A 25,031-nucleotide genomic window follows, 5' to 3' on the forward strand; every position below is an offset into this window, starting at 1 on the left:
TCCGGCAGCTTCGGCTCAAAGCATCGGCCGGCCTCCGGTCACCGGATAGACGCCGCCATTCATGTAGGCGCCCTCCTCGGAGGCGAGCAGCACGAAGATCCCGGCAAGCTCCTTCGGCTGTCCCGGCCGGCCAAGGGGCGTGTCCTTCCCGAACGACTTCACCTTCTCTTCCGGCATGGTCGAGGGGATCAGCGGCGTCCAGATCGGTCCCGGCGCGACGGCGTTCACGCGGATCTGCTTTTCCCCGAGGAGCTGGGCGAGACCCGCCGTGAAGTTCGATATGGCGCCCTTGGTCGCCGCGTAGGCGAGCAGCATCGGACTGGGGTTGTCCGACTGGATCGAGCTGGTGTTGATGATCGAGCCGCCGGGCGGAATGTGCGGCACGGCGGCTTTGCACAGGTGGAACATCGCGCCGATATTTGTGCGGAAGGTGTAGTCCCACTCCTCGTCGGGAATGTCCTCGAGCGTCTCGTAGGTGCGTTGGAACGCGGCGTTGTTGACGAGGATGTCGATGCGGCCGAAGGCCTGGACGGCGCGGGCGATTACCGCGCGGCAGTGCGCAGGGTCGGCCAGATCGCCCCGCATCAAGACGCACGTTCGGCCGGCCTCCTCGACCCGCCGTGCGGTGTCCTGGGCGTCGGCGTCTTCCTGCTCGTCCAGATAGGCGATGAGCACGTCTGCGCCTTCCCGGGCGTAGGCGATGGCCACCGCACGGCCGATTCCACTGTCGCCGCCGGTGATCACAGCCGCGCGGCCAGCGAGCCTGCCGGAGCCGCGATAGGTCTCCTCTCCATGATCGGCGGCGGGCTCCAGCCGGCGGTCGGAGCCGGGGGGATCTTGGCGGGGGGCGTCGGGCATTGGGCGGTTGCTCCTGTCTGGCTGCGGCTCAACGGCTCCCGTGTGGAAGGGTTCTGCGCGGGCGCCTCTTTGAGCGGTCGGTCACCGCCTTCAGGCGCCACCCTCGCGAGCAAATGAGAATTAGGCTCAAATTATCCGTTGCAACTGCGGATAACTCGCAATAGCACCTCCACCTGCCGTGGCCGCGACCGGCCGAACAGGGGGATGACCATATGAGTGTTTCGAGCCTGCCCAGCCTTCGCACGTCCCGGGCGAGCGCGCCGCCGCGCGCCGCGGGCGCCGCCGTGCTCGGCCTGTCGGCCGCCATGCTGATGCCCGGCGCGGTGCAGGCTCAGGACGCCGCCCAGCTGGCGACGGTGAAGGTGGAAGACACCGCCATCGACCCCAATCCCAACGCCGAGGTCGGCGTGCCCTACAAGGCCCGCACGTCCGGCGACGAGCGCCGCACCCGGCCGCTCGCCGAGACGCCCCAGACGATCCAGGTGCTGACCGGCGCCCAGATCGCCGATTCCGGCTACACCGACCTCGCCCGCATCCTCGACGCCCAGCCTGGGATCACCATCGGCACCGGAGAGAACGGCAACGCCTTCGGCGACCGCTACATCATCCGTGGCCAGGAGGCCCGGAGCGACGTCTTCGTCGATGGGATGCGCGACCCCGGCATGACCACGCGCGAGAGCTTCGCCATCGAGCAGCTGGAGATCTCCAAGGGTCCGAACTCCACCTTCGCCGGCCGCGGCACGGCGGGCGGGGCGATCAACGCCATCACCAAGCAGGCCAACACCGCCTTCAACTTCGGCAAGGCGACGCTGGGCGTCGGAACCGATCAGCACCTGCGCGCGACGCTCGACGTGAACCGCTCGTTCGGCGACAGCTTCGCCGTTCGCGCCAACGCCCTCTACGCCTATGAGGAAGTTCCGGACCGCGCCCCGGCCGACCGCGAGCGCACGGGCCTGGCGCTCTCGGCTCTCTATTCGCCGACCGACCAGTTCAGCCTGACGCTCGACTATTACGGCCTGCGCGCTTCGGACCTGCCCGACCTCGGCGGCTACCTGGTGGCCGGACGCCCCGCCAGCCACGTACCGGTCTACGCCCAGGCCCAGGACTTCCTGAAGTCCGATGTCGACACCTTCACGGCCCGCCTGAAGTACGAGTTCGCGCCCAACCTGCGCATCTCCAACCTCATGCGCTACGGCGAATCCGACAACCGCTACGTGGTGACCGGCGCGCGCCAGATCACCACCGCGGCGGGCGGGCCCGGTGGGTCCTATCCGGCTGCGAGCCTCTCCACCCACCAGGGCTGGCAGGAGGTCGAGTACTTCGCCAACCAGACCAACCTCTTCTGGGACGCCGAGCTGTTCGGCCGGACCCATGAGTTGGTGATCGGCCTGGAATACACCGACCATCAGGTCCTGAACGGCGTCTTTCGCGTGACCAACGCCGGCGCCTTCAACTGCGCCACCGGCAACAACGCGACGGCGTATAACAGCTTCTGCGCCCACACGGCTTCCGGCGCGGTGGTCAACGGCCTGAACACCCTGATGAACCGCCAGATCGTCAAGGGGCCGTGGGACATCGACTGGGCGGTGAAGACCACCTCGGCCTATGTGATGGACACCTTCGACCTGACCGACCGGCTGACCGTCTTCGCCGGCGTCCGGGCCGAATGGTTCGACTTCGATCTGGGGACCCAGAACACCAATACGCTGGCCCAGGCCCGCTACGACTATTCCGACACCCTGTGGAACGGCCTGTTCGGCGTGACCTACAAGCTAACCGAGGCCGGCATGATCTACGCCAGCTGGTCGACCGCGGCCGACATCAACGGCGGCGAATCCGACGTGGGGACCAGCAGCGGCTATGGCGGCACGGTGATCTTCAACGGCCGCGTGGCCGGCGCGAAGCCCGAGCGGTCGCAGAACTTCGAGATCGGCACGAAGTGGAACGTCTTCGACGAGCGCCTGCTGCTGACCGCAGCCCTCTTCCAGACCACCAAGTCCGACGTGATGGAGGGCGCCGATTACAGCGCCGTGGGCACCTTCAACACCGGCAAGAACCGCGTGCGGGGGATCGAGCTCGGGATCGTCGGCGAGGTGACCGAGAAGCTGACGCTCGAGGGCGGCGTCACCTTCATGGAAAGCGAGATCCTCGCCTCCGCCACCCCGGCCAACGTCGGCAAGGTGCTCAGCAACTTCGCCGACCAGTCGGCCTCGCTGCAGGCGCGCTACCAGGCGACCGAAGACTTCTACTTCGGCGGCGCGGTGAAGTACGAGAGCAAGCGCTACGCCGGTCAGCCCGACAGCGCCGCAGGGTTCAACGCCTCGGGCTACACCCAGCCGATCCCGGCCTACACGGTGCTCGACCTCTTCGCGGCGTATCGGATCAACCGGGACCTGGAGGCGCGGCTGAACATCGGCAACGTCACCGACAAGGAGTACTACATCGCCGCGTACCGGTCGGGGGCCTTCCTCTACAAGGGCGACGGGCGGAACGCCCGGTTGACCTTCACCTATGAGTTCTGATCCCGCCCATCGCGGATGCGGAGCAGGCCGGGGGCGCCCCCGGCCTGTCTGCGTGTCGTGAACGGGCCGGGGCCTGCGCCCGTCGAGGCCGGGCGGATCCCCGCCGAGGTGCGATGCGCCCTGGACTATGAGCGCCTGGCCGAACAGGCGCTGCCGCCGGAGGTCTTCGCCCACCTGGCCGGCGGCTCGGGCGAGGAACTGACCCTGCGCCGCAGCCGCGCCGCCTTCGAGGCGGTTGCGATCACGCCCCGGATGCTGAGGCGCGTGGACGGGGGGCATACCCAAGTCTCGCTGCCCGACCGCGTCCGGCCGCATCCGATCCTGCTGGCGCCGCTCGCCCACCAGAAGCTCTACCACCCCCGCGGCGAGATCGAGACCGCGCGCGGGGCCGGCGCGACGGAGACGGGGTTCGTCGTCAGCACCCTGTCGTCCTGCAGCCTGGAGCAGATCGCCGCGGCCGCGGGGCCGGATCGCTGGTTCCAGCTCTATGTCCAGCCCGAGCCCCGGGCGACGCTGGACCTCGCCCGCCGCGCCAAGGCCGCGGGGTACGCCGCACTCGTCGTCACCGTGGACACGCCGCTGCAGGCGCCGAGCCTGCGCGCGCTGCAGGCCGGCTTCCGGCCCGAGGCCTGCGAGTCCGCCAATCTTGCGCCCTATCGCCGGCCGCCGACGCCCGCGGGCGGTCAGAGCCGAATCCTGCAGGGGCTGATGGCGCAGGCGCCGGACTGGGACGAGGTGGAGCGCCTGATCGCCGCCGTCGGCTTACCCGTCTGGATCAAGGGTGTGATGCATCCCGACGACGCGGCCGAAGCGTTCCGGCGCGGCGCCGCCGGCGTCATCGTCTCCAACCACGGTGGGCGGGCGCTGGACGGCGCGCCGGCGAGCCTGGAAGCCTTGCCACGCATCCGCGCCGCAGTGGGGGAGGGGGCGGGCGTGCTGTTCGACGGCGGGATCCGGTCCGGCGCCGACATCTTCAAGGCCTTGGCCCTGGGCGCCGATGCGGTGCTGGTGGGCCGCCCCCAGGCCTACGCCCTCGCGGTCGCCGGCGCGTTGGGGGTCGGCCACATGATCAAGCTGCTGCGCGAGGAGCTGGAGCTCTGCATGGCGCTGGCCGGCTGCGCGACGCTCGCGGACATACGCGCCGCCGAGATCCTAAGCGATGGAGCGCGCTCATGCTGATCGCAATCCCGGCCGTCCTCACCAAGGACGAGGTGGCGCAGTTCCGCGCCCGGTTGGACGGCGCCGATTGGCAGGACGGCGCAGCCACGGCGGGCGCCGTGGCCCGTCGCCAGAAGCGCAACCTGCAGCTCGACGACCGGGCGGAGCCGGCGCTGAGCCTCGGCGCGCTCGTGCTGGCGAAGGTGCAGGCCCATCCGCTGTTCATCTCCGCCGCCTTGCCGCGGAAGATCTTCCCGCCGAAGTTCAACCGCTACGAAGGCGGCGGAACCTATGGCGCGCACGTGGACAGCGCCCTGATGCGCGCGCCGTCGGGCGACTTCACCGTCCGCAGCGACCTTTCGGCGACCCTCTTCCTCTCCGAGCCGGAAGAGTACGATGGCGGCGAGCTGGAGATCGAAGGCGCCTTCGGCGTCCAGCGGGTGAAGCTGCCGGCCGGGGACATGGTGCTCTATCCTTCCAGCAGCCTGCATCGAGTGACGCCGGTCACGCGGGGGGCGCGGATCGCCTCGTTCTTCTGGATCGAGAGCCTTGTCGCCGACGAGGGCGCACGCACCCTGCTGTTCGACCTGGATCAGGCCGTGCAGGGGCTGACCCCCGCCGTAGGTGTGGAGGACGCCGACCTCCTGAAGCTCACCCACGTCTATCACAACCTGCTTCGGCGTTGGGCGCGGACATGACGGCCTGGAGCCCACCCCTTCCGGCGCCCGGCGCGATGGACTATCGGCGAGCGAGCCGGCTCCGCGCCCCCCATCGCCTGGCGGTCTGGGGGCTGGTCGCCGGCGCGCACGGGCTTGCGCTCGCCGGTCTGCTGATCGCCCGCAACCATCAGGCGACGCCGGAGCCCGCGCCCGCCCTGATGGTCTCGCTGATCTCCGAAACGCCGGCGCCTGCGCCGCAGCCGGCGGAGCCGCCGCCGCCCCAGCCGCGCCCGCCCGAGCCGCCGGTGCGGATGACCGCTTCGACGCGCCCGACGACCTCGCCCATGACCGCGCCGCCGCCGGAGGAACAGGTCCGGCCCGCGCCGCCGCAGCCGACGGCCCCGCCGAGCCCCAGCGCCGCGGCCGCCAGCGCGCCCGCCGCCGGGCCGCCGTCCGTCACCCCGCCGAACTTCACGGCCGCTTATCTGAACAATCCCGGGCCGCAATACCCCTACGAATCCCGTCGCAAGCGCGAGCAGGGGATCGTGCAATTGAAAGTGCTCGTCGGCGCCGATGGTCGGCCCGAGCAGGTGCTGCTCGACAAGACCAGCGGCTTTCCGAACCTCGACGCGGCCGCCCTCGACATCGTCAGGAAACGCTGGCGGTTCGCGCCGGCGACCCAAGGCGACCGGCCGGTGGCGGCCTGGGTCGCCGTTCCCATGCAATTTTCGCTCAAGGATCGCTGAGTCCCGCCATGGAACCCTCCCTCGGCTTTGGCCACTTCCTCTCCCAGGCAGACCTGGTCGCCAAGGCGATTCTGGTCCTGATGGCGGCCGCCTCCATCGCCAGCTGGGGCATCATCGTCACCAAGACGGTGGCCGGCCGCCGCGCCCGTCGCCGCGCCGACGATTTCCTGAAGTTCTTCTGGAACGCAGCCTCCCTGGACCAGGTGGCCGCGCGGCTGGAGGCGACGCCGCCGGACGAGCCGTTCTCCAACCTCGCCCATCAGGCGATCCTCGCCAGCCGCCACCACGAGCGCCACGCCGGCGGGCGGCTGTTCGAGGCCGGCGGAGCGGGCGAGTTCGTCACCCGCGCCATCCGCCGCACCATCGACGAGGAGACCGCCGAGATGGAATCCGGCCTGACGCTGCTGGCCTCGATCGGGGCCACGGCGCCCTTCGTGGGCCTGCTTGGCACGGTCTGGGGCATCTATCACGCCCTGCTGGCCATCGGGATCTCAGGCTCGGGCACCCTCGACAAGGTGGCAGGCCCCGTGGGCGAGGCCCTGATCATGACCGCCATCGGCCTCGCCGTCGCGATCCCCGCCGTGCTGGGCTACAACTTCCTGGTCCGCGCCAACCGCGTGACCCTGGCCCGGCTCGACGGCTTCGCCCACGATCTCTTCGCCTTCCTGGCCACCGGCTCGAAAGTCGAGGAGACCAAGGCCTCGGTGACGCCGCTTTCGACCGAACTCAGCGCGCGGAGGGCCTGAACGTGGCTTTCGGAGGCTTCGGCGGCGGGCGCAACAGCACGCCCATGGCCGATATCAACGTCATCCCGCTGGTCGACATCATGCTGGTGCTGCTGGTGATCTTCATCGTCACTGCGCCGCTGCTCACCCACTCGGTGAAGGTCGACCTGCCGAAGGCTGAGAGCGCGCCCAACGCCACCCAGGCGGCCAATGTCCAGTTCGCTCTGGACGGCTCGGGCCAGATGTACTGGGACGGCGAACCCATTGACCGGGCGCAGATGGTCGAACGGATGACGGCGGCCGGCGCGCGCGACTCGGCGCCGGAACTGCACCTGCGCATCGACCGCCAGGCGCGCTACGAAACGATCGCCGACGTCATGAGCGAGGCGGCCAAGGCGGGCCTCACCAAGATCGGCTTCGTCACCGACCCGTCCCAGCCGATCGCGCCGGTCGCCGCCGCGACGCCCTGAACCGTTCCAGACAAGGTGCCCGCCATGCGCAAGATTCTTACCCTTGGCTGTCTGCTGGGCGGCCTGGCCCTCGCCGACGCTGCTGCGGCCCATGGGAACATCGCCTGCGAGGTCCCACGCGCCGAACGCCGGCCCATGGTGGAGCTGCAGAAGGAGCTGAAGAAGCAGGGCTGGACCGTCCGTAAGCTGCAGATGATGAACGGCTGCTACGAGGTCTACGGCTACGACGCCAACGGCAATCGCGTCGAAGCCTTCTTCCACCCCAAGACCTTCGAGCGCCTGCGCGAGAACTGAGGGCGACTTCGCCGCAGCGACGGGCGGCGCCAGTCGAGGTAGAGTATCGGCGTTATCGGCCATGCGACCTCTGCCTCAGATCCTTCGCGCCCTGGCTTCCCGCCTTGTCCGGCAAGGCGAGGCCCCGGCGTTCGGCGAGTCGCAGGGGATGGCCGGTCCGGGGCTCGGCCGGCTGGGCGTGAAGCCCCTGCGCCGAACGCCGCCCAAGGCGGCGAGGCTTGGTCCCGAGGACGCCCGTCTCCACGCCCGGCTGGAGGCCGAGGCCTGGCGCGTGCGCCTGGACGCCGAGACCGTGGCCGAGACGACGCGGCAGGCCTTCCGCGACTGGCGGCGCAACACCCTGAACGCGGCGGCCTTCACCGAGGCCGAGCGGGCCGCTCAGATCCGCGGCGTGATGGTCGCCACCCGCGCCCGGGCGGCTCCGCTCCGCCGTGGGCGGGAGCCCTCCTGCTAGCCAGCCTGTCGCCCGGCCGGAACCCTCCGGCGGCGGGGGGAATTGCCAAGGTCATGAGAAGACCTTCCGCCCTCGCCGCGCTGCTTGCGCTCTTCGCCGCATCGGCTTGCGACGGCCTGGCCGTGCCGACCGCCGGCGTGGAATACCGGCCCGAGCAGGCCGGGACGGTGGACCATGCCATGTGCCTCCTGGGCTTCTCCGCCGTGCCGGTGCGCCAGCTGGTCACCGGCCATCAGCTCGTGGACGGAGAGCTCAACGGTCGGCCCGCCAGCTTCGTGCTGGACACCGGCGCCAATGTCAGCGTGGTCCACGGCTCGCATGCCGAGGAATTCGGATTGACGCCCCAGCGCGGGATAACCGGGGCCGCGGTCGGGCTCGGCGGAGCGCTCCAGGCCACGCGCGCCGGCGTGGAAGGCCTGCGCATCGGCGAGGTCGACCTCCGCCAGCGGCACGTGATGGTCGCCGATCTCTCCCAGCTGGAATCATCCCTGGGCCGGCTGACCCGTTCGCCGATCCACGGCATCGTCGGCCAGGACGTCCTGCGGGCGCATCGCGCGGTGATCGACGTCTCCCGGCCGATGCTCTACCTGCGCCAGGAGAATTCCGCGCCGGCCCCCGTTCCCGCCGAGCGCTGCCAGGGCGAAGGCGCGGGCGGTTAGCGGCGCGCGCGCAGGCCCTCGGCGAAACGCTCGAGCCCCTGGGCGATCATCGGCGGATCGGCGCCGAAGCCGATCCGGACATGCCCCGGCGCGCCGAAATACTCGCCCGGCGCCACCAGCACGCGATGGCGTTCGAAGAGCTCCCGCGCGAGGCCGATCGTGTCCTCCACTCCGACCACGCGGGGGAAGTACATGCAGCCGAAGGGCGGGACCTCGCCCTCGATCACGCCCTCCCGGCGCAGCGCCTCGGCGGCGGCGACCACCGCCGGCCGGGTGGCGGAGAGCGTGCGGCGCCAGTGGGCCTCGAAGGCTTCCGGGGCCTCCAGGACATGAGCGGCGACCGCATGCGAAAGCTTGGAGACGCCGATGTCGCCGTCGGGCGCGGCTTGGCGGACCTTCGCGACCAGGGCCGGGTCGGCGGCGAGCCAGCCGAACTTCAGCGAAAACAGCCCGAACACCTTGGTCAGGCTGGAGATCGTGATCACGTTGGCGCCCAGCTTGGCTGCGGGCGGCGCCCGCCGGTCGGCGGCGAAGTCGGCATAGACCTCGTCGACCACCAGGACGGCGCCGGAGGGGGCCAGCGCCTGGGCCAGGGCGACGATGGCCTCCGGCTCCAGATAGGCGCCGCTCGGATTGTGCAGGTTGGTGATCAGCACCACCCTGGTCTGCGGCGTCATGCGGCCGAGCACGGCCTCTATGTCGACGCCGAAGGCGGGGGAGGGGCGCGGGAAGGTCTTAAGCCGGCAGCCTACCTCGGCGATCATCCGGGAGTGGATGTCGAAGCCCGGCTGCTCGGCGAGCACTTCGTCGCCCGGCTGAAGCAGGCTCCGGAGGACCAGCGACAGCGCCGCCGTCGCGCCGGTGGTGGCGATGAGCTGGTCCGGCTTAAGGCCGTAGCGGCGTGCGAGCGCGGCCAGCGCAAACCGGTTTCCGTCGGCGAAGACGCTGACATAGCGGGAGCTCACCGGATCGGCGAAGGCCTGGCGCACCAAGGCGGCCAGTTCCGCCGCAGGCTCGCCGATAGTGCTGTCGAACAGCACGGCGATGTCGGGATCGGCGGCGCGGACGCGCAAGGCCCGCCGCGTCCACTCGGCGTAGGAGGCGGCCTGGAACGGGTCGGCCGAACGGTCCGCGGTCGCGGCGAGGCCACTCGATTGCACTGAATTCAAGGCGTCCGCCCCCGCACGTCCCGCCGATGGATGGGACGGGTCTAAGCTTAGGCGCCGGCTGCGGAGTTTCTTTGCATTTTACCCCGTCGCCCCGCCTATTCTGTGAGCGGCTATGCGCCCGCTTGCGCTGCGGTGCATAAGTCATGCGGCCGGGTCGCGGAACGCGGATCGACCCCGCCGCCCAGCCGGCGCCGCCGCCTCAGATTGGAAGAACAATCCGGCCGATCGCCCCTAAGTTTGGGATATCCGAGGGGGAGGGACGTCCGATGAGCCGACCGGCAAGCCGCATCCTTTCGACCGCAGCGATCGCTGCGGTCGCGCTCGGCCTCGCTGCGCCGGCGCAGGCGAAGGCGCCGCGGTCGGGGGAGGTTCAGGCCGACGCGGTCGCGCCGCGCAAGGCCGTGACGCGCCATCGGGGCGTGTTCGGCGGCCGCCCGGTCCGCTATGTGGCGACGGCGGCCGAAACCCTGCTGAAAGACTCCGCGGGGCGGCCGGCGGGGCTCGCCACCACAATCGCCTATGTCCGCGAGGATGCGGGGCCGGCCTCCGCGCGGCCCGTGATCTTCCTCTTCAACGGGGGGCCGGGCGCGTCTTCCTCCCCCCTGCACATGGAGGCCATGGGACCCTACAGGCGGACGAAGACGGCGCCGGGCGACCGCGCCGCCGGCGGATGGGTCGTCAATCCGGAAAGCCCGCTGGACGCCGCCGATCTGGTCTTCATCGATCCGGTCGGCACGGGCTTCTCGCGGCCTCTGGACGGCGGCGACGCCGGCGAGTTTTTCTCCACCACCGGCGACGCCCTGGCGGTGAAGGCGGTGATCGAGGATTGGCTGAAAGCCAACGACCGCCAGGCCTCGCCGCGCTATCTAATGGGCGAGAGCTACGGCACGACCCGGGCGGCGATGATCGTGAAGCTCGCCAAGGACCTGCCCTTCGACGGGGTCATGCTGGTCGCTCTGGTCGGCGATACGCCCGGGCGGGAGATGCCGCATGTGGCGAGCCTTCCCACCATGGCGGCCGGCGCCTGGTTCCACGGCAAGATCGACCGCGCAGGGCGCACGGTCGACCAAGTGTTCGACGAGGCCGTGCGGTTCGCGCGCGGCGACTATGTGGAAGCTCTGATCCAGGGCGCGAGCCTGCCGGCGGCGGAGAGGCGACGGATCGCCGAGCGCATGTCCGCCCTGGTCGGCCTGCCGGCCGAGCTGATCGAAGAGAAGGGCCTGCGCCTGTCGAAGAACGACTGGATGTTCAACATCCTGAAGACGGAGGGCCTGCGCACCGGCCTGCTGGACGTGCGCGTCACCGCGCCCCTGGAGCCTGGCCAGGACGGCGCCATCGACGACCCGGCCCTGGGCGTGGCGCCGAAGCGGGCGCCTGGGGCGCCCGCAGCGCGCCCGCCGACGCCGGCGGAGATCGGCCCCGTACCCTCGCCGGTGGTCGGCCGCTACCTGACCGAGGTGCTGAAGCACCCCAGCGCAGATCCCTATTACGGGGTGAATTTCTCGGTGAACGCCGCCTGGCGGCACGAGCGCGACCAGCAGCCCATCGAGGCGCTCGGTGAGGCGATGCGGGACGATCCGAACCTGCGGCTCTTCTGGGCGGCCGGCTATTACGACCTGACCACGCCCGCCTACGCCGCCCGCTACACCCTCGACCAGGCCGGTGTCCCGGCCGGGCAACTGACTGCGGCCTATTTTCCAGGCCCTCACGGCGTCTATGACGGCGAGGAGAACCTGGCCCGGTTCGCAGCCGCCGTCAGAGCTTTCGTGAGGGGGAAGCCGTAGGGGCGCTGCGGCCTAGGCTGGGCGAGCGGGTGAGGGGCGCTGGAAGGATGGCTCCGCATCGTCCTCGCTAGCGGCGTGATCGGGCGATCAGGGTGCGGACGTCGGCGGCGAACGCTTCGGCGGTGTCGCCGATATAGAGCATGTGGCCGGAGGCGTAGCGGCGCACCATCAGGCGCTCGCGCGGCAGGCCGGCGTCTTCCAGCGCCTGTTCGGCGGGTGCGGCGTGGGTCGCCAGGTCGTAATAGCCCGAGGCGACGAGCACATTCAGCGCTTCGTTGCGCCGCATGGCGACGGCCAGGTCGACGGCGAAGCTCTGGCCCGGCGGCACGCCGGTGCGGTTCCAGTTCCAGGCGGGCAGGAGGTCCTTCCAGACGATGGCGCCGTAGGGGCGGTCCATCCGCACCTTCAGGTCGTCGCGAACCATCTGGTGGAAGGCGGCGACGAAGCCCGGCACGTAGCGGCCCATGGCCGGATCGTCGCCCACCGGATCGTGCCCGCTGCCGGCCAAAGGCAGAGTGTAGCGGCTGTCGTAGACGCCCACCTGCAGCCCCCGATCGGCGAGCAGCCGGCGGGAGAATTCCTGGTCGGAGAGCTTGAGGTTCCGCGCCCAGGCTTCGGCGGGAAGGCCGGTATAGCCCGCGAGGCGGGAAGCGACGCGCCCGCGCTCGTCGGCCGAGAGCTCGCCGGCCTTCTCCCGGCGCAGCGCCTGCAGATAGTCGCCCTTGGCGAAGGCGAGCGCCTCCTCGTGGAAGGCCTCCAGCGAGCGGCCGCCGCGGTCAATTTTTTCGTGGGCCCACGCGGTGTCGGCAAGCGCCGGCAACTGCAGGGCCTGGCGCATCTCGGCGTCGGCGGCGCCGCCTTGCCCCGGCCGGGCGTCCAGAGTGGCGCCCAGCAGGATGACGCCATTCAGCGTGATCCCCCGCATCAGGCCCACATAGAGCGGCCCGCCCATCAGGGCGCGCGGCAGGACGGCCGCGCGGATCGATCCGTAGCTTTCGCCCATCACGTACTTGGGGGCGTTCCAGCGGCCGTGCTCGGTGAGCCACAGCTCGATGAACTGGGCCACGGAATCTGCATCTTCGTCGACGCCCCAGAAGTCGGCGGGGACGCCCTTGCCGATCGGCTTGGACCAGCCGGTTCCCACCGGATCGATGAAGACCAGGTCGGCTGCATCCAGCAGGCTGTGGGGATTGTCGGCGACGCCGAAGGGCGGGACGTTGGAGGGATTGACCTCTCGATCGAGCACCACCCGGCGTGGGCCGACTACGCCCATGTGCAGCCAGAGCGAGGCGGAGCCCGGCCCGCCGTTGAAGACGAACAGCACCGGCCGATGCGGATCGCGCGGCCCATCCTTCAGATAGGTGAAGGAAAAGATCGAGCCTATCGGTTCGCCTGCGCGGTTGTAGAGGTAGGTCTCGCCGGCGATGGCCGTATAGGCGATGCGCTGGCCTCCGATGGTCGTCGCGCGCTGCGTCACGAACCGCTTGGGCGCGGGCAGGGGGTCGACCGGCCCGGGTTCGGTCGGGCGCGACATCGGGATGGCGAAGGGGCCGGCCGCCGCCGGGGGCGGTTGTTGGGCGAGCGCGGGCCCCGCGACCAGGGCGGCTGCGGCGAGGAGTGCGAGAGGCCTCATGCCGGCGGGGCTTTGGGCAGGGCCTCAAGCAGGCGGTCGACGTCGTTCATGTCGTTGAACACCGAAAGCGAGACGCGGAAGCGGTTGGCGGCGAGCGTCAGACGGATATCCGCCTTGGCCAGGGGCTCGGCGAGCTTGGCGCGCGCATTCTTCAGGGCGAAGGCCACGAGCGGCGTGCGGCTGTCCTGCGGCGTCAGCGGGCGGTAGCCGCGCCGCCGAAGTTCGCCCTGGATCGCGTCGATCATCGGCTGGCGCCAGGCCTGGATGTGCTCGACCCCCAGGCCGGTGATGAAGCCGAGGCTGTGTTCCAGCTGGACGACGCCCGTCCAGGAGGTGGTCCCCATGGCGAACAGGCCTGATGCGCCGGGCGCATAGCCGTAGGTGGCCGGCGTCTCTCCGGGGGGATCGAAGGGATAGAGGTGGGTGCGGAAGCCGCCGCCGACCTGGTGATAACCCCACCAGGGCCGCTTCACCTTGGCCTGAGCCTCGCGGCGGGCATAGAGGAAGCCCAGGCCGAAATCCCCCATCAGCCACTTGTAGGAAGACCCGGCGGCGAAATCGACGCCGCTGGCCCGCAGGTCGAGTGGGACGGCCCCTGCGCCATGGACGATGTCGGCGTAGAGGAGGGCGCCGTGCGCATGGGCGACGTCCGCCACGCGCTTCAGGTCGTGCTCGAAGCCGTTGACGGTGGAGACATGGCTCAGCACCACCAGCCGGGTGCGGTCGTTCACGGCCGCCGCCATGGCGGCCATGTCGATGCGGCCGTCCTCGGTCATCGGCAGGGTGACCACCTCCATGCCCGCCTTGGCGAGCTCGCCATAGGTGTAGAAGGAGCCGAAGAAGTGCAGGGCGTCCGTGACGATCCGGCCCCCGCTCTCCGGTACGCCCAGCGCCCTCAGGACCAGGTTCTCGCCCATGGTGGTGGACTGGACGAATGTAAGCTCGTCGGGCGCGGCGCCGACCAGGCCGCCGTAGAGACCGAAGACCGCCTTCTCCTTGGCGTCCATGCTGTAGCCTGGCCATAGTCCGTCGCGGGCCTTGAAGCGCAGGTATTCCTCGAGCGCGGCCTTGGCGCCCAGCGGCATGGGATGGGTGGAGCCTGAATCCAGATAGACGTAGGGCATGGGCGCAAAGGCGCTCTTGGCCGGCGGGGCCGCGCCGGCGGCTGCGGCCGCCGTCAAGGTTGGGGCTATGGCTGCGCCGGCGACCAGGGCTCTGCGGGTGAGGTCCATCATCTCTCCTGCCTTGCGGCCAAGTCTATGCTCCCGCAGGTGGGATTATTCATTCGATCTGACCCGCGGCGGTGGTCGGCGAGGAATGATTTATCCAAGCCTCACCGGAACTGGCGGGCCACCATCGGCACGGCGTGGCTGCTCTTCTGGGCGCCGAGCGTCACGATGGACCGGACGTCGACGACCCCTGGCAGCTTCAAGAGCACCGAGAAGATGAAGTCCTGATACCAGGCGACGTCCGGGGCCAGGATCTTCATCATGGCGTCCATCTCGCCGAACACGGTCCAGCAGTCCTGGATCTCCGGGATGCTGTTGATCGCGCGGTAGAAATTCGCCCGCTCCGCCTCGGAGAGGGTGGTCATCTTGACCTGGGCGAAGATCTGCATCTTGTAGCCCAGCTTCTCGTGGTCGACGAGGGCGACCACCGCCTTGATATAGCCCTCCTCGCGCAGGCGCTGGATGCGCCGCCAGCAGGGCGACTGCGAAAGTCCCACCCGCTCGGCGATCTCGCCGGTGGAAAGCGAGGCGTCCTTCTGCATCACCTCCAGGATCTTGATGTCGATGGCGTCGAGGGGTTGCGGCATAGAATTGTCCTGAACGGCGAGGTTGTGCGCATAGCAGATGCGCGATTTCGACGTGTCAAGGCTGGGGCGTGCATCCGCCCTCTCTCCAGGCTTAGCTTCACCGGTGCATTGGTCATGCGCAGCTGCAAGAGCCTGCGCATTATCCATCTGTGACGAACCGGCGATGGTTCGAAGAACGAAAAGAAAATCCGTGTCCCGGAACCTACCGTCTTTTCAGGCAGAGCTCCGGCGTCGCAAGGCTTCGCCGGAGCCGGAACCGCGGGGGATAGGATGATCGGGATTTCGGCGCGCAGGCGGCTTTTCGCCTCCACCGTGATGGGCGGTTTGGCGCTCGCAGCGGCGCATCCCGCCGCGGCTCAGAGCGGCGACGATGTGGCGAGCCTGGAAGAGGTTGTGGTCACCGGTTCGCGGATCCGGCGGTCCGAAACCACGACGGAGGCGCCGGTCGCGGTGCTCGACGCCCAGACCATCGTCGACCGCGGCTTCGTCCAGGCCGGCGAGGCGCTGAACCAGCTCACCGCCTCGATGCCGCAGTTCGCCATGGCGCCCGGCAACGGCGCCGCCGCGGGCAACGGCCAGCAGTTCCCGAACCTCTTCGGTCTCGGCCCCGGGCGCACTCTGACCCTGGTCAATGGCCGGCGCTTCGTCACCTCCTCCTCGGGGCTCGGCGACCGGGTTGTCGACACCAACATCATCCCGACCGGCCTGATCCAGCGCATCGACATCGTTCAGGGCGGCGGGGCGGCCGTCTATGGGTCCGACGCCATCGCCGGCGTCGTAAACTATGTCCTTAAGGACGACTTCGAGGGGCTGGAGCTCGACGCCCAGTACGGGATCTCCTCGCGCGACGACTATCCCACCCAGAACCTGCGGGCCACGGCGGGGCGGAACTTCCTCGACAACCGGGCCAATGTGGCGGTGAACCTGGAATGGTCGCAGTCGCGGCCGCTCTACGACTACGACCGTCCGCGCAGCAATCTCGGTCGGGTGACGATCTCCAACGAGGCCAACACCTCGACCAGCGACGGCGTCCCGGCGGTGCGCGAGAACCTCAACACCCGGTTCACCAGCTTCAACGCCAACGGGATCATCTTCAGCCCGGCGCCCGCGCCGCCCGCGAACTTCATCTACCGCATCGGCGGCGTGCCCCAGCAGTTCAACAGCGTCGGCACGGCGCTCGTCCCTTACGATCTCGGCGTGGTCGGGGCGATCCCGTTCTCCAGCGGCGGCGACGGGCATCCGTACCAGGAGCTGGCCGCACTCTACGCCGGCGTGGAGCGGTGGAGCGGCGCGCTCATCGGCCATTACGACGTCACCGACCGCATCAAGCTGACCGGCGAACTGGTCGTCGCCCGCGTGGAGAGCCGCGACCCCTACGGCAACCAGGCCAGCAATACGGTGCTGAACAGCGCCGCCTCCGGCGCTGGGCCGATCGCGATCTCGCGCGCCAACCCCTACCTCACCCCCCAGACCCTGGCCCAGCTCGGCGGGCCGGGCGGCCCGCCGCTCTTCCTCTCCAAGTGGTGGTCGGATCTCCTGCCCACGCGGGAGAACACGCTTACGACCGACACGGTCTACGCCATGCTCGGCGCCGAGGGGGACTTCGATCTCGCCGGCCGGAACTTCTACTGGAGCGTCTCCTTCAGCCACGCGGAGACCGACGGCGCCCTGCGCGGCTATGGCGTGGTCACCAACCGGTTCAACAACGCCGTCAACGCCGTGCGCAACGCCCAGGGCCAGATCGTCTGCGCCATCAACGCCGATGCGACGAGCGCGAACGACGACCCGGCCTGCGCGCCGCTAAACCCGTTCGGCGTCGGCAATGTCAGCCAGGAGGCCCGGCTCTACGTCACCGCGCCGATCGGCCAGGATTACCTGAACACTCAGGACGATTTTCTGGCCACCCTGGCGGGCGACCTCTTCTCGCTGCCGGCCGGCCCGGTGAAGTTCAGCCTGGCCTATGAGCATCGGGAGGAGAAGGCGAAGTTCGTCCCGCTCGCGGCCAACCAGCAGGGGATCGTCGGCTCCCAGGTGCCGACGGTCGCCACCGGCGGCCAGTACAAGACCAACGAGTTCTCCGGCGAGCTGCTGGTCCCGCTGCTCGGGGGCGACTTCGCCCTGCCATTCGCCCAGTCCGTGGAGCTGAACGGCGCCTATCGTTTCGTCGACAATTCCGTGGCGGGCCAGGAGGACGTCTGGGGCCTGGGTGTGCGCTGGCAGGTGGTCGACGGTCTCGTCCTGCGCGCCTCGCGCAGCCGCAACTTCCGCGCCCCCACGCTCGACCAGCTCTTCGCGCCCTCGCGTACGGCGCTGGGCTCCATCGCCGTCAATCCGTGCGACGCCGACCGCATCGCCGCAGGCCCGGCGCCGGCCACGCGGCTGGCCAACTGCCAGGCGCTGTTCGCCGCCAACCCGGGCTATGGGCCGCTGGCCGGCTTTCAGGACCCGTCGGAGAACTTCTCTCAGGCGCTCATCACCACCGGCGGCAATCCCGACCTGCGCAACGAAGTCTCCAAGACCTGGACCTACGGCTTCGTCCTTCAGCCCGGTTTCGCGCCGGGCCTGACGCTCATCGCCGACAGGGTCGAGGTCGACCTCACCGACGGGCTCTCGGCCTTCACGCCGCAGCAGTTCCTGGAGACCTGCTTCGACTCCAGCCCGCAGCCGGCCGATATCTGCGCCACCGTCACCCGCAACGCGCAAGGGCACATCGCCACGGCGCGCCAGACCACCTTCAACGCCGGCCGCATCACCTTCCGAGGCGAGGTCTACAACGCCAACTACGTCTTCCAGGTGGGGCGGTTCTTCGACGACCGTGCGCTCGGCGAGCTGGAGCTGAACCTCGAGGCGACCCGGATCGAGAAGCTGGAAGTCTCGGTGACCGGCCTCGACGTCACTCGCGTCGACAACACCTCCAGCACCACCGGCTACGGCCCGTCTCCCGACTTCGCGGCCAGGTTCGACCTGCGCTACCGCAACGGCCCGTTCCGGGCGACCTACACCCTGAACTACCTCTCGCCAGTGAAGCAGGTGTTCAACGCCACCATCGAGACCACGCCGACCCCGGAGATCGACGAGAACATCCGCCACAGCGCCTCGGCCTCCTACGACTTCGGCCGGTTCACCGTGCGCGGCGGGGTGACCAACTTCACCGACGAGGAGCCCTCCTTCCCGACCCGCAACTATGGCGACATCCTGGGGCGGCGGTATTTCGTCGGCCTGAACGCCAGATTCTGATCGGCGAGGTCCGTCCTCCAGGACCGCGTCGGAGCGGCGGCGGCGCCCCACGTCGCCGCCGCACCCATTTTGGAGAAGCTCGCCCCATGGTCGAACCCTTCGCTGGTTTGAGGATCTTCGACGCCGCGGCGGTCCGCGAGGTCCTGACTTACGAGGCCGCCATCCCCGTGGTGCGAGATGCGATGATCGCCCTGTCGGACGGCCGGGTGCGCCAGCAGTTGCGCAGTTTCATCGGTTTGGGCGAAGGGCGCACCTTCGCGATCATGCCGGCGGCGTTGTCGGAGGGCGGCGCCTTCGGCGCGAAGCTGGTCAGCGTCTTCCACGATGGCCGCGGCCGCAAGGCGCATGAGGGCCTTGTGGTCCTCTTCGAGGGCGAGACCGGCGCGCCGGTCTGCCTGGCCGACGCCACCGAGGTGACGGCGATCCGCACGGCGGCGGCCAGCGCGGTTGCGACCGACGCGCTGGCCCGGCCCGACGCCCACGTCCTGGCCGTGCTCGGAACCGGCCGCCAGGCGGAGGCTCACATTCGCGCCATCTCGAAGGTCCGGCCGCTGAAGGAGGTGCGGGTCTGGGGGCGCAACCCGCAGCAGGCCCAGGCCCTGGCCGAGCGGGTCGGAGCGATCGCGGCCTGCCTCTACGCCGCGGTCGAAGGCGCCGACATCGTCTGCACGACGACCGCTGCGGCCGATCCGATCCTGCCCGGCGCACTCGTCGCGCCCGGCGTGCACGTGAACGTGGTGGGTTCGAGCGGGCCGGGCCAGGCGGAAATCGACGCCGATCTGGTCGCCAAGGCGCGCTTCATCGTCGACCATCGCGAGCATGTGCTGGCCCACGGCGGGGAGTTCCTGCGCGCCAGGGCCGTCGGCGCCGTCGGCGACGACCACATCGCCGGCGAGATCGGCGAGGTGCTGGTCGGGCGCGTCCCGGGCCGGCGCACTCCCGACGAAGTGACCGTCTACAAGTCGCTCGGCCATGCGGCGCAGGACCTGGCCGCGGCGGCGTGGCTGTATGAGCGCAGCCGAACATGAGGATCATAGACCGCGACGAGGTGCGCGCGCGCCTGACCTACGAGGCCTGCATCCCGCTGTTGCGGCGCGCCATGATCGCCTTTTCCAGGGGCGAGACCCGTCAGCTTCTGCGATCCATCATCCCGCTGGGCGAGGGGCGGATGTTCGGGATCATGCCGGGCGCGCTCGGCGAACGGGCGGTGTTCGGCGCCAAGCTGGTCAGCGTCTTTCCAGAGAACTTCGCCAAGGGTCTCCAGTCCCACCAGGGCGTGGTGGTCCTGTTCGACGGAGAGAGCGGCGCGCCGGTCTGCGTGGCCCACGCTGGCGAGATCACCGCCATCCGCACGGCCGCAGCGAGCGCCGCGGCCACCGACGCACTCGCCCGGGCCGATGCGACGCGGCTTGCGATCCTGGGCTATGGGGAACAGGCGGCCACCCACGCCCGCGCCATCTCGTGCGTGCGCAAGCTGGAGGCGATCGCTGTCTGGGGGCGGGACGCCGGGCGCGCCAGGGCTTTCGCCAAGTCCGTGGAAGCCGAGCTCGCCGTTCCCGTTTTCGCCGCACCTTCCGCAAGCCAGGCCGTGGCTGGCGCCGACATCGTCTGCACCGTGACCGCCGCGAAGGCGCCGATCCTGGAAGGCGCGTGGCTTGCGCCCGGAACCCACGTCAACATCGTGGGCTCTAGCTATGCCGGCCCGGTGGAGGTGGACGACGCGGTCGTCGTCCGTTCGCGTTTCATCGCCGACAGTCGCGAGGGCGTGCTGGCGCAAGGGGCCGAGTTCCTGAGCGCCAAGGCGAAGGGGATGGTGGACGATACGCACGTGGTCGGCGAGATCGGTCAGGTGTTCGCAGGCGACCTCGAAGGTCGGCGGACGGCGGACGAGATCACCGCCTACAAGTCGCTTGGCCATGTGGTCCAGGACCTGGCGTCGGCGCAGGCGCTCTACGAGGCGGAATGATGTTCAGGTTCGGACTTGTCCTGGCGGCCATGGCTGCAGCCTTTGCGGTTGAAGCCGGGACGGCCCCCGAGATGCAGGTCCGGCTGGCGCCTGGGCCGTTCGAACCGGAGGCGAGCGCCGGCTTCGTGGATGTCGCGCTGACGATCCCCGAGGTCGAGGCGGAGGCCGGCGCGCGGCTGCTCACCCTGCCTATCGTCATCGCCAACACGGACACGATCGCTGAAACCCTGACGGGCCTGACCGCGAGCGACGCCCAGGGGGAGATTCCGCTGAGCGTCGAGGACGATCCGGTCGCCATCGCCTATTCCCGCCACTGGCGCGCGGGGCGGGCGGTGAGTGGGACGCTGAGCGTCCGCTATCGGGCGCCGGTGGACAACACGCCGCCGGCCCGCGGCTCGGGCCCGCCCTACGCCCTGCGTACCGAAGGCGGCGGGATCTCAGGCGTGGGCAACACTTTCATCCTGCTGCCCGAAGGTGATCGGGCGTATCGCATCGCGATCAACTGGGACCTGAGCCGCCTGGCGCCGGGCTCCACCGCCATGTCGAGCTTCGGCGAGGGAGACGTGCGCCTGGCTGCAGGCCCCGCCGCCCGGCTGCACCGGTCGCTGTTCATGGCCGGTCCTCTGCGCCGCGTGCCCGAGGCCGTAACGCCTCATGGCTTCTCGGCCGCCTGGCTGGGTGATCCCCCCTTCGATCCGCGGCCGCTGATGTCCTGGGCCAACGAGCTGCACGGCTGGATGAGCGGCTTCTTCCAGGATCCCGCCGAGCCGCCCTATCGGGTGATCCTGCGCTACAACCCGATCAACGCCGGCGGCGGGGCGGCCCTGCACAATTCCTTCCTGCTGACCTGGGGCGAAACGGCCAAGGATCCGGAGAGGCTAAAGGGCACGCTGGCCCACGAGATGATCCATACCTGGACGACCTCCGGCCTGGGCGGTCAGTGGTACGGGGAGGGCGTGGCGGTCTACTACCAGGCGCTGCTGCCCTTGCGCGCGGGCCTCATCTCGCCCGAGGATTATCTGGAGGACGTCAACGACACGGCGCGGCGCTACTACACCAATGCGCTCAACGGGACCCCCGACGCCGAGATCGCGCCGCGGTTCTGGGAAGACACCCGCATCCGTACGCTACCCTATGATCGCGGCGCCATGTACTTCGCCGTTCTCGACGGCAAGATCCGCCGGGTCTCCCAAGGGCGCCGGTCGGTGGACGACCTGGTGGTGGAGATGGCTCGCCGTCAGCGCAGCGGCGAAGAGGCGTCCGAGCAGACCTGGCTGTCGTTCCTCAAACAGGAGCTGGGCGAGGCGGGTCTTCGGCTGCACGCCAACATGTTGGCGGGCAAGGTGATGACGCCGGATTCGGGCGACTTCGGTCCCTGTTTCGCCCGCACCACCGGCAAGTTCCGCCGCTTCGAACTGGGCTTCGACCCGAAGTCGCTGGTGGGATCGCCGAAGGTGATCCGGGGTCTGCAGCCCGACTCCGAGGCCGCGCGCGCGGGCCTGCGTGACGGAGACGTGGTGTCCTACGCCGTGGCGCTCGACGGCGTCCAGGGCGACCAGGGCCGAAAGCTCACCCTGCAGGTCACTCGTGGGGGACGGACCTTCCCGCTCACCTACCTGCCGCGCGGCGAGACGGTGGAGGCCTGGCAGTGGCGGCGCGTGGCCGGCGTGCCGGACAGCGCCTGCGGGCGGTTCGGCTCAGGCGGTTGAGCACCCAGCAGGGTGCGCACCTCCTTGCTCGTGGTCCTTCACCTGGAACCGCCGATCATCTCCCTGACATCCCGGCTGAGCTGCGTCCGGGCCGCGGGGTCGCGGTACATCATGTGACCGCCTTCGTAGCAGCGGAAGCTCATGGCCGCGCGCACGTCCGGGGCGAGCCGGCGGGCGATCTCGTCGGCGCCGGCGCAGTTGGCCAGCGAGTCGTAGAGGCCGCTCGCGACCAGCACCTTCAGGCGGGGGTTCAACGCCACGGCTTCCACCGTGCCGGGCAGCGGCGGGCCGAGTTGTGGCGGGCCGGCGGCGGTGCGCATCGCCTCGGCCATGGCGGCCTGCACCTCCTCGGGCGTCACCGGGCCGGTGGCGTAGTTCCATCGCGCACCGACCGAAGCGGGATAGTCGCCGCCCGGCGCATAGCCCCTCTCAACGGCCTCCAGCCCGACATAGGGCAAGTCGGTGCGATAGCCGAGATCGCTACGGAAGTAGGCCAGAAGCCGGTCGGTCGGGAGCGACTCCCCCGCCTCGCTCAGGCGCATGTCGAAGACGTCGAGGGTGCGGCCTTCGATCAGCCCCGTGCGGAACTGGCGCGGCGTGACGACCAGACTGTCGCGGTCGATCCTTTCGGGGGGAAGGCCGGTGAATTCCGCGAGCTTGGCGGCGATCGCCGCGCGCTCAGCGTCGGCCAGCGAGGCGCCGGCTCGCAGCGCAGGCGCATAGGTCTCGCGCGCCCATCGGGCGATCGCCTGCGGATCGCCGCCGCCGCGGCCGTGGTGGGCGGCGACGGCGGCCAGATTGACCACCCGCTGGGCCTCGATGTCGGCCGCGGCTGCCGGCGGCGGCCGCAGCCCTGCGCCGCCGGAGATCAGCGCCAGGCCGTCGACCCGCACGCCCCGCTTCAGGAGAGCGTGGCCGACATTGGCCGCGCGCCCGGCGCCCCAGCTCTCGCCGGCAAGGAATGTGGGGGCGTCTTGCGCGCCGTGGAGGATGCGCCAGGCGCGCACGAACTCCGTCACCGAGGCCACGTCGCCAAGAGTTCCGTAGAACTCTTCGGCGTACTCCCGTCGAGCTGGCCGGCTGAAACCCGTCCCGATAGGGTCGACGAAGACCAGGTCCGAATGCGTCAGCCAGGTGTCGGCATTGTCGACCAACCGCCCGTCCTCGACCCGTTTCGGTCCCGCCACCTCGAAGTGCAGCAGGGTGGAGGCCGCGCCCGGCCCACCGTTCCAGACGAAGGTCACCGGCCGCGGCCGGCCGGGCGAGGGGACCCGATAGGCGGTGTAGAACATGAAGCCGCGCGGCTCGCCCGTCGCTACGTCGCGGATGGCGATGCGGCCGGCCTCGGCTTCGTAGCCCAGCGTGCGGCCGGCCAGGCGGATCTCGTGACGGCTGACCACGGACGGCTCGGCGGCGGGCTGAGCTTGCGAAGGCGAAGGAACCGCCGTCGCGAGAGCCGCGGTGATGCCGGCGATCAGGAGAGCCTGCCTCACGCATTTCCTCCATCGGCCAGGGGCTTGCCGGTGACAAAAGCCCGGATGTCGTCGGTGAAGGCCCTCAGGGACGGCTCGTGAGTGTAGGCCATGTGCCCGCCCACATACTGGCGCTGGATCACGCGCTCGCGCGGCCAGTCGCTCTTGGAGACGAGGTAGCGGGCCGGTCCTACCGTGGTGGTCAGGTCATAGATTCCCGTGCCGATCATCAGCCGGAAGTCGGGGTTGGCCTGGAAGGCCGGGCCGACCCGGGCCTGGTAGTCGTAATCCAGGAACGGCCCGCCGGGGCCGAGCGTCCCGTTCCAGTTCCAGCTCTGGGTGTCGGGCGCCGAGGTGCGGTAGGCCTCGGCCGGCCACGGGACCTTCAGGAAGCCCGAGAGGTGCGCGAGCATGGCCGGGCGCACCGCCTCGACCACCTTGCCGTAGGGGTCGGCGGGCCGTGCGCCGGGCGGAGGGGCGGGGCCGACGTAGCGCGCGTCGTAGGTTCCAAGAATGAGACCTTGATCTTTCAGAAGCTCCCGCGCGAAAGCGATCTTGGTGATGACGAGGTCGTTGGCGAGGTAGTAGGCCGCAGCTATGCCGGTATAGGCCTGCAGCCGGGCGGCGATCCGTTCGCGTTCGGAACGCGGCAGGTCATGGCCCTGGACGAGCGCCTGCAGATATTCCCCCATGCCCCAGGCGTAGGTCTCGTCGATGAATGCGCCCATCGGCTTCCCGGTGTCGGCCCGGCCGTGATAGGCGGCGATGGCGGCCAGGGCCGGGAGGTTCGTCGCATAGGCCAGCACGTTCTTCGCCCGCTGGCTGGTCTCGATCATGTTGACCGCCTGGCCGAACAGGAAGACCCCGTCGAGCGGCGAGACGGCGGCCAGCTGGCCCGCCATCAGGGCTGCGCGGAGGGTCCCGTAGCTTTCGCCCAGCACGTATTTCGGCGAGGCCTCCCGCCCGTTGGCCTTCAGCCAGGCCAGGACGAAGTCGGAGACCGAGCGGGCGTCGCCCTCCACGGAATAGAAGCCCTCCCTCCGCCCGCCGGGGAGGATGCGGGAGAAGCCGGTCTCGGCCGGATCGATAAGGACGAGGTCGGCGACGTCGAGCACGGCGGCGGCGTTGTCCACCGTCGGGAGGTCGCCGATCGGCGCCGCCGGGTCCTGCGGCGCGGCGATGCGCCTGGGCCCCAGCGCCATCATGTGCAGGTACTGCGAGGATGAACTCGGCCCGCCGTTGAAGGCGAACAGCACCGGCCGCTTCGCCGAGGCGCCGCGGGCGACGTAGGAGGTGGAGACGAAGCGGGCGGCCGGCGCCCCGCCGGGCGAGGGAATCAGGGTTTCGCCGACACTCGCCGCATAGTCGACGCGCCGTCCATTGAAGACGCCGGAATGGCGGGTGACGAAGGGGCCTCCGGCCAGGTCCTGGGCCTTTGCGCCGCCGGCTGCGGCCAGGAGGCCCGCCGCCAGCAAAGTCCGCTTGGTGATCTGCGGCATCCTCTCCCCCGGGAAGCGTTTCTCGCGAGCCTAGCCTTGGGTCGGCGGATATTCCTTTCCTTCTGCCGCCCGGCGGCCTGCGCGGGGGCATAGCCTATGTGAGCGCCGGATCGGCGCTGCATCGATCTTGTCGCTGCAAGTGGGCCTCCCGACCAGTTCGAATAGAAAATCCCGGGCCGCGGGGTAGGATGATGCGAACCG

General features: G+C 69.9%; 21 protein-coding genes. 14 read left to right on the forward strand and 7 right to left on the reverse strand.

Annotated features, from left to right (window positions below; translation table 11 throughout):
* Positions 1-15: 15 nt before the first annotated feature.
* Positions 16-858 (reverse strand): SDR family oxidoreductase, encoded by an 843-nt coding sequence (locus ACK41C_RS17295; RefSeq protein WP_409656794.1) that lies wholly within the window; start codon positions 856-858, stop codon positions 16-18.
* Between the two features lie 212 nt (positions 859-1,070).
* Here ACK41C_RS17295 and ACK41C_RS17300 point away from each other — a divergent pair, with 212 nt between their 5' ends.
* The 9 genes from ACK41C_RS17300 to ACK41C_RS17340 all read left to right on the forward strand — a co-directional run bounded on the left by ACK41C_RS17300 (position 1,071) and on the right by ACK41C_RS17340 (position 8,545).
* Entirely contained in the window at positions 1,071-3,380 is a 2,310-nt protein-coding gene (locus tag ACK41C_RS17300) for a TonB-dependent receptor (RefSeq protein ID WP_409656795.1), read from the forward strand.
* 15 nt (positions 3,381-3,395) lie between these two features.
* Positions 3,396-4,559, forward strand: a complete 1,164-nt coding sequence (locus ACK41C_RS17305) for an alpha-hydroxy-acid oxidizing protein (RefSeq protein WP_409656797.1) — start codon at positions 3,396-3,398, stop codon at positions 4,557-4,559.
* The gene (locus ACK41C_RS17310) at positions 4,553-5,236 is read left to right on the forward strand and encodes a Fe2+-dependent dioxygenase (protein WP_409656799.1); all 684 of its coding nucleotides are present in this window, start codon (positions 4,553-4,555) and stop codon (positions 5,234-5,236) included. The genes ACK41C_RS17305 and ACK41C_RS17310 overlap by 7 nt, the downstream gene beginning before the upstream one ends.
* A gap of 35 nt (positions 5,237-5,271) precedes the next feature.
* Positions 5,272-5,943, forward strand: coding sequence for an energy transducer TonB (locus ACK41C_RS17315; RefSeq protein WP_409656801.1), 672 nt, complete (start codon positions 5,272-5,274; stop codon positions 5,941-5,943).
* A gap of 8 nt (positions 5,944-5,951) precedes the next feature.
* Positions 5,952-6,689, forward strand: coding sequence for a MotA/TolQ/ExbB proton channel family protein (locus ACK41C_RS17320; RefSeq protein WP_409656803.1), 738 nt, complete (start codon positions 5,952-5,954; stop codon positions 6,687-6,689).
* A gap of 2 nt (positions 6,690-6,691) precedes the next feature.
* Positions 6,692-7,138 carry an ExbD/TolR family protein gene (locus ACK41C_RS17325; RefSeq protein ID WP_409656805.1) on the forward strand — a complete coding sequence of 149 codons (447 nt, stop codon included), beginning with the start codon at positions 6,692-6,694 and terminating at the stop codon, positions 7,136-7,138.
* Between the two features lie 24 nt (positions 7,139-7,162).
* On the forward strand, positions 7,163-7,432 hold the full coding sequence (locus ACK41C_RS17330) for a PepSY domain-containing protein (protein WP_409656807.1): 270 nt from the start codon (positions 7,163-7,165) through the stop codon (positions 7,430-7,432).
* Between the two features lie 61 nt (positions 7,433-7,493).
* A complete protein-coding gene (locus ACK41C_RS17335; RefSeq protein ID WP_409656809.1) occupies positions 7,494-7,886 on the forward strand; it encodes a hypothetical protein in 393 nt (130 codons plus the stop codon).
* Between the two features lie 53 nt (positions 7,887-7,939).
* Positions 7,940-8,545 carry a retropepsin-like aspartic protease gene (locus ACK41C_RS17340; RefSeq protein WP_409656811.1) on the forward strand — a complete coding sequence of 202 codons (606 nt, stop codon included), beginning with the start codon at positions 7,940-7,942 and terminating at the stop codon, positions 8,543-8,545.
* On the opposite strand, the gene ACK41C_RS17345 is transcribed toward ACK41C_RS17340, so the two are convergent.
* The gene (locus ACK41C_RS17345) at positions 8,542-9,705 is read right to left on the reverse strand and encodes a pyridoxal phosphate-dependent aminotransferase (RefSeq protein ID WP_409656813.1); all 1,164 of its coding nucleotides are present in this window, start codon (positions 9,703-9,705) and stop codon (positions 8,542-8,544) included. The two genes, ACK41C_RS17340 and ACK41C_RS17345, sit on opposite strands and share 4 nt — an antisense overlap.
* Before the next feature lie 275 nt (positions 9,706-9,980).
* On the opposite strand from ACK41C_RS17345, the gene ACK41C_RS17350 reads away from it, so the two are divergent.
* Positions 9,981-11,498 (forward strand): S10 family serine carboxypeptidase-like protein, encoded by a 1,518-nt coding sequence (locus ACK41C_RS17350; RefSeq protein ID WP_409656815.1) that lies wholly within the window; start codon positions 9,981-9,983, stop codon positions 11,496-11,498.
* Positions 11,499-11,565: 67 nt separating this feature from the next.
* On the opposite strand, the gene ACK41C_RS17355 is transcribed toward ACK41C_RS17350, so the two are convergent.
* The 3 genes from ACK41C_RS17355 to ACK41C_RS17365 form a co-directional block, all read right to left on the reverse strand.
* Positions 11,566-13,131, reverse strand: coding sequence for a S10 family peptidase (locus ACK41C_RS17355; RefSeq protein ID WP_409656817.1), 1,566 nt, complete (start codon positions 13,129-13,131; stop codon positions 11,566-11,568).
* Positions 13,128-14,363: an aminotransferase class V-fold PLP-dependent enzyme gene (locus ACK41C_RS17360; protein WP_409656819.1), complete on the reverse strand. Its 1,236-nt coding sequence runs from the start codon at positions 14,361-14,363 to the stop codon at positions 13,128-13,130. The genes ACK41C_RS17355 and ACK41C_RS17360 overlap by 4 nt, the downstream gene beginning before the upstream one ends.
* A 101-nt stretch (positions 14,364-14,464) precedes the next feature.
* On the reverse strand, positions 14,465-14,947 hold the full coding sequence (locus ACK41C_RS17365; protein ID WP_409656821.1) for an Lrp/AsnC family transcriptional regulator: 483 nt from the start codon (positions 14,945-14,947) through the stop codon (positions 14,465-14,467).
* A 270-nt stretch (positions 14,948-15,217) separates the two neighbouring features.
* On the opposite strand from ACK41C_RS17365, the gene ACK41C_RS17370 reads away from it, so the two are divergent.
* From ACK41C_RS17370 to ACK41C_RS17385, 4 genes are all read left to right on the forward strand, one after another.
* On the forward strand, positions 15,218-18,184 hold the full coding sequence (locus ACK41C_RS17370) for a TonB-dependent receptor domain-containing protein (RefSeq protein ID WP_409656823.1): 2,967 nt from the start codon (positions 15,218-15,220) through the stop codon (positions 18,182-18,184).
* 86 nt (positions 18,185-18,270) lie between these two features.
* Positions 18,271-19,212, forward strand: coding sequence for an ornithine cyclodeaminase family protein (locus tag ACK41C_RS17375; RefSeq protein ID WP_409656825.1), 942 nt, complete (start codon positions 18,271-18,273; stop codon positions 19,210-19,212).
* The gene (locus ACK41C_RS17380; RefSeq protein WP_409656827.1) at positions 19,209-20,150 is read left to right on the forward strand and encodes an ornithine cyclodeaminase family protein; all 942 of its coding nucleotides are present in this window, start codon (positions 19,209-19,211) and stop codon (positions 20,148-20,150) included. Before ACK41C_RS17375 ends, ACK41C_RS17380 begins: the two co-directional genes overlap by 4 nt.
* Positions 20,147-21,859, forward strand: coding sequence for a hypothetical protein (locus ACK41C_RS17385; protein WP_409656829.1), 1,713 nt, complete (start codon positions 20,147-20,149; stop codon positions 21,857-21,859). Before ACK41C_RS17380 ends, ACK41C_RS17385 begins: the two co-directional genes overlap by 4 nt.
* A gap of 38 nt (positions 21,860-21,897) precedes the next feature.
* Here the strand turns inward: ACK41C_RS17385 and ACK41C_RS17390 are convergent, their stop codons facing one another.
* Positions 21,898-23,352, reverse strand: coding sequence for a S10 family serine carboxypeptidase-like protein (locus ACK41C_RS17390; RefSeq protein ID WP_409656831.1), 1,455 nt, complete (start codon positions 23,350-23,352; stop codon positions 21,898-21,900).
* On the reverse strand, positions 23,349-24,830 hold the full coding sequence (locus tag ACK41C_RS17395) for a S10 family peptidase (protein ID WP_409656833.1): 1,482 nt from the start codon (positions 24,828-24,830) through the stop codon (positions 23,349-23,351). The genes ACK41C_RS17390 and ACK41C_RS17395 overlap by 4 nt, the downstream gene beginning before the upstream one ends.
* Positions 24,831-25,031 lie beyond the last annotated feature (201 nt).

The organism is Phenylobacterium sp., from assembly GCF_046290725.1.
Taxonomy (GTDB): domain Bacteria; phylum Pseudomonadota; class Alphaproteobacteria; order Caulobacterales; family Caulobacteraceae; genus Phenylobacterium.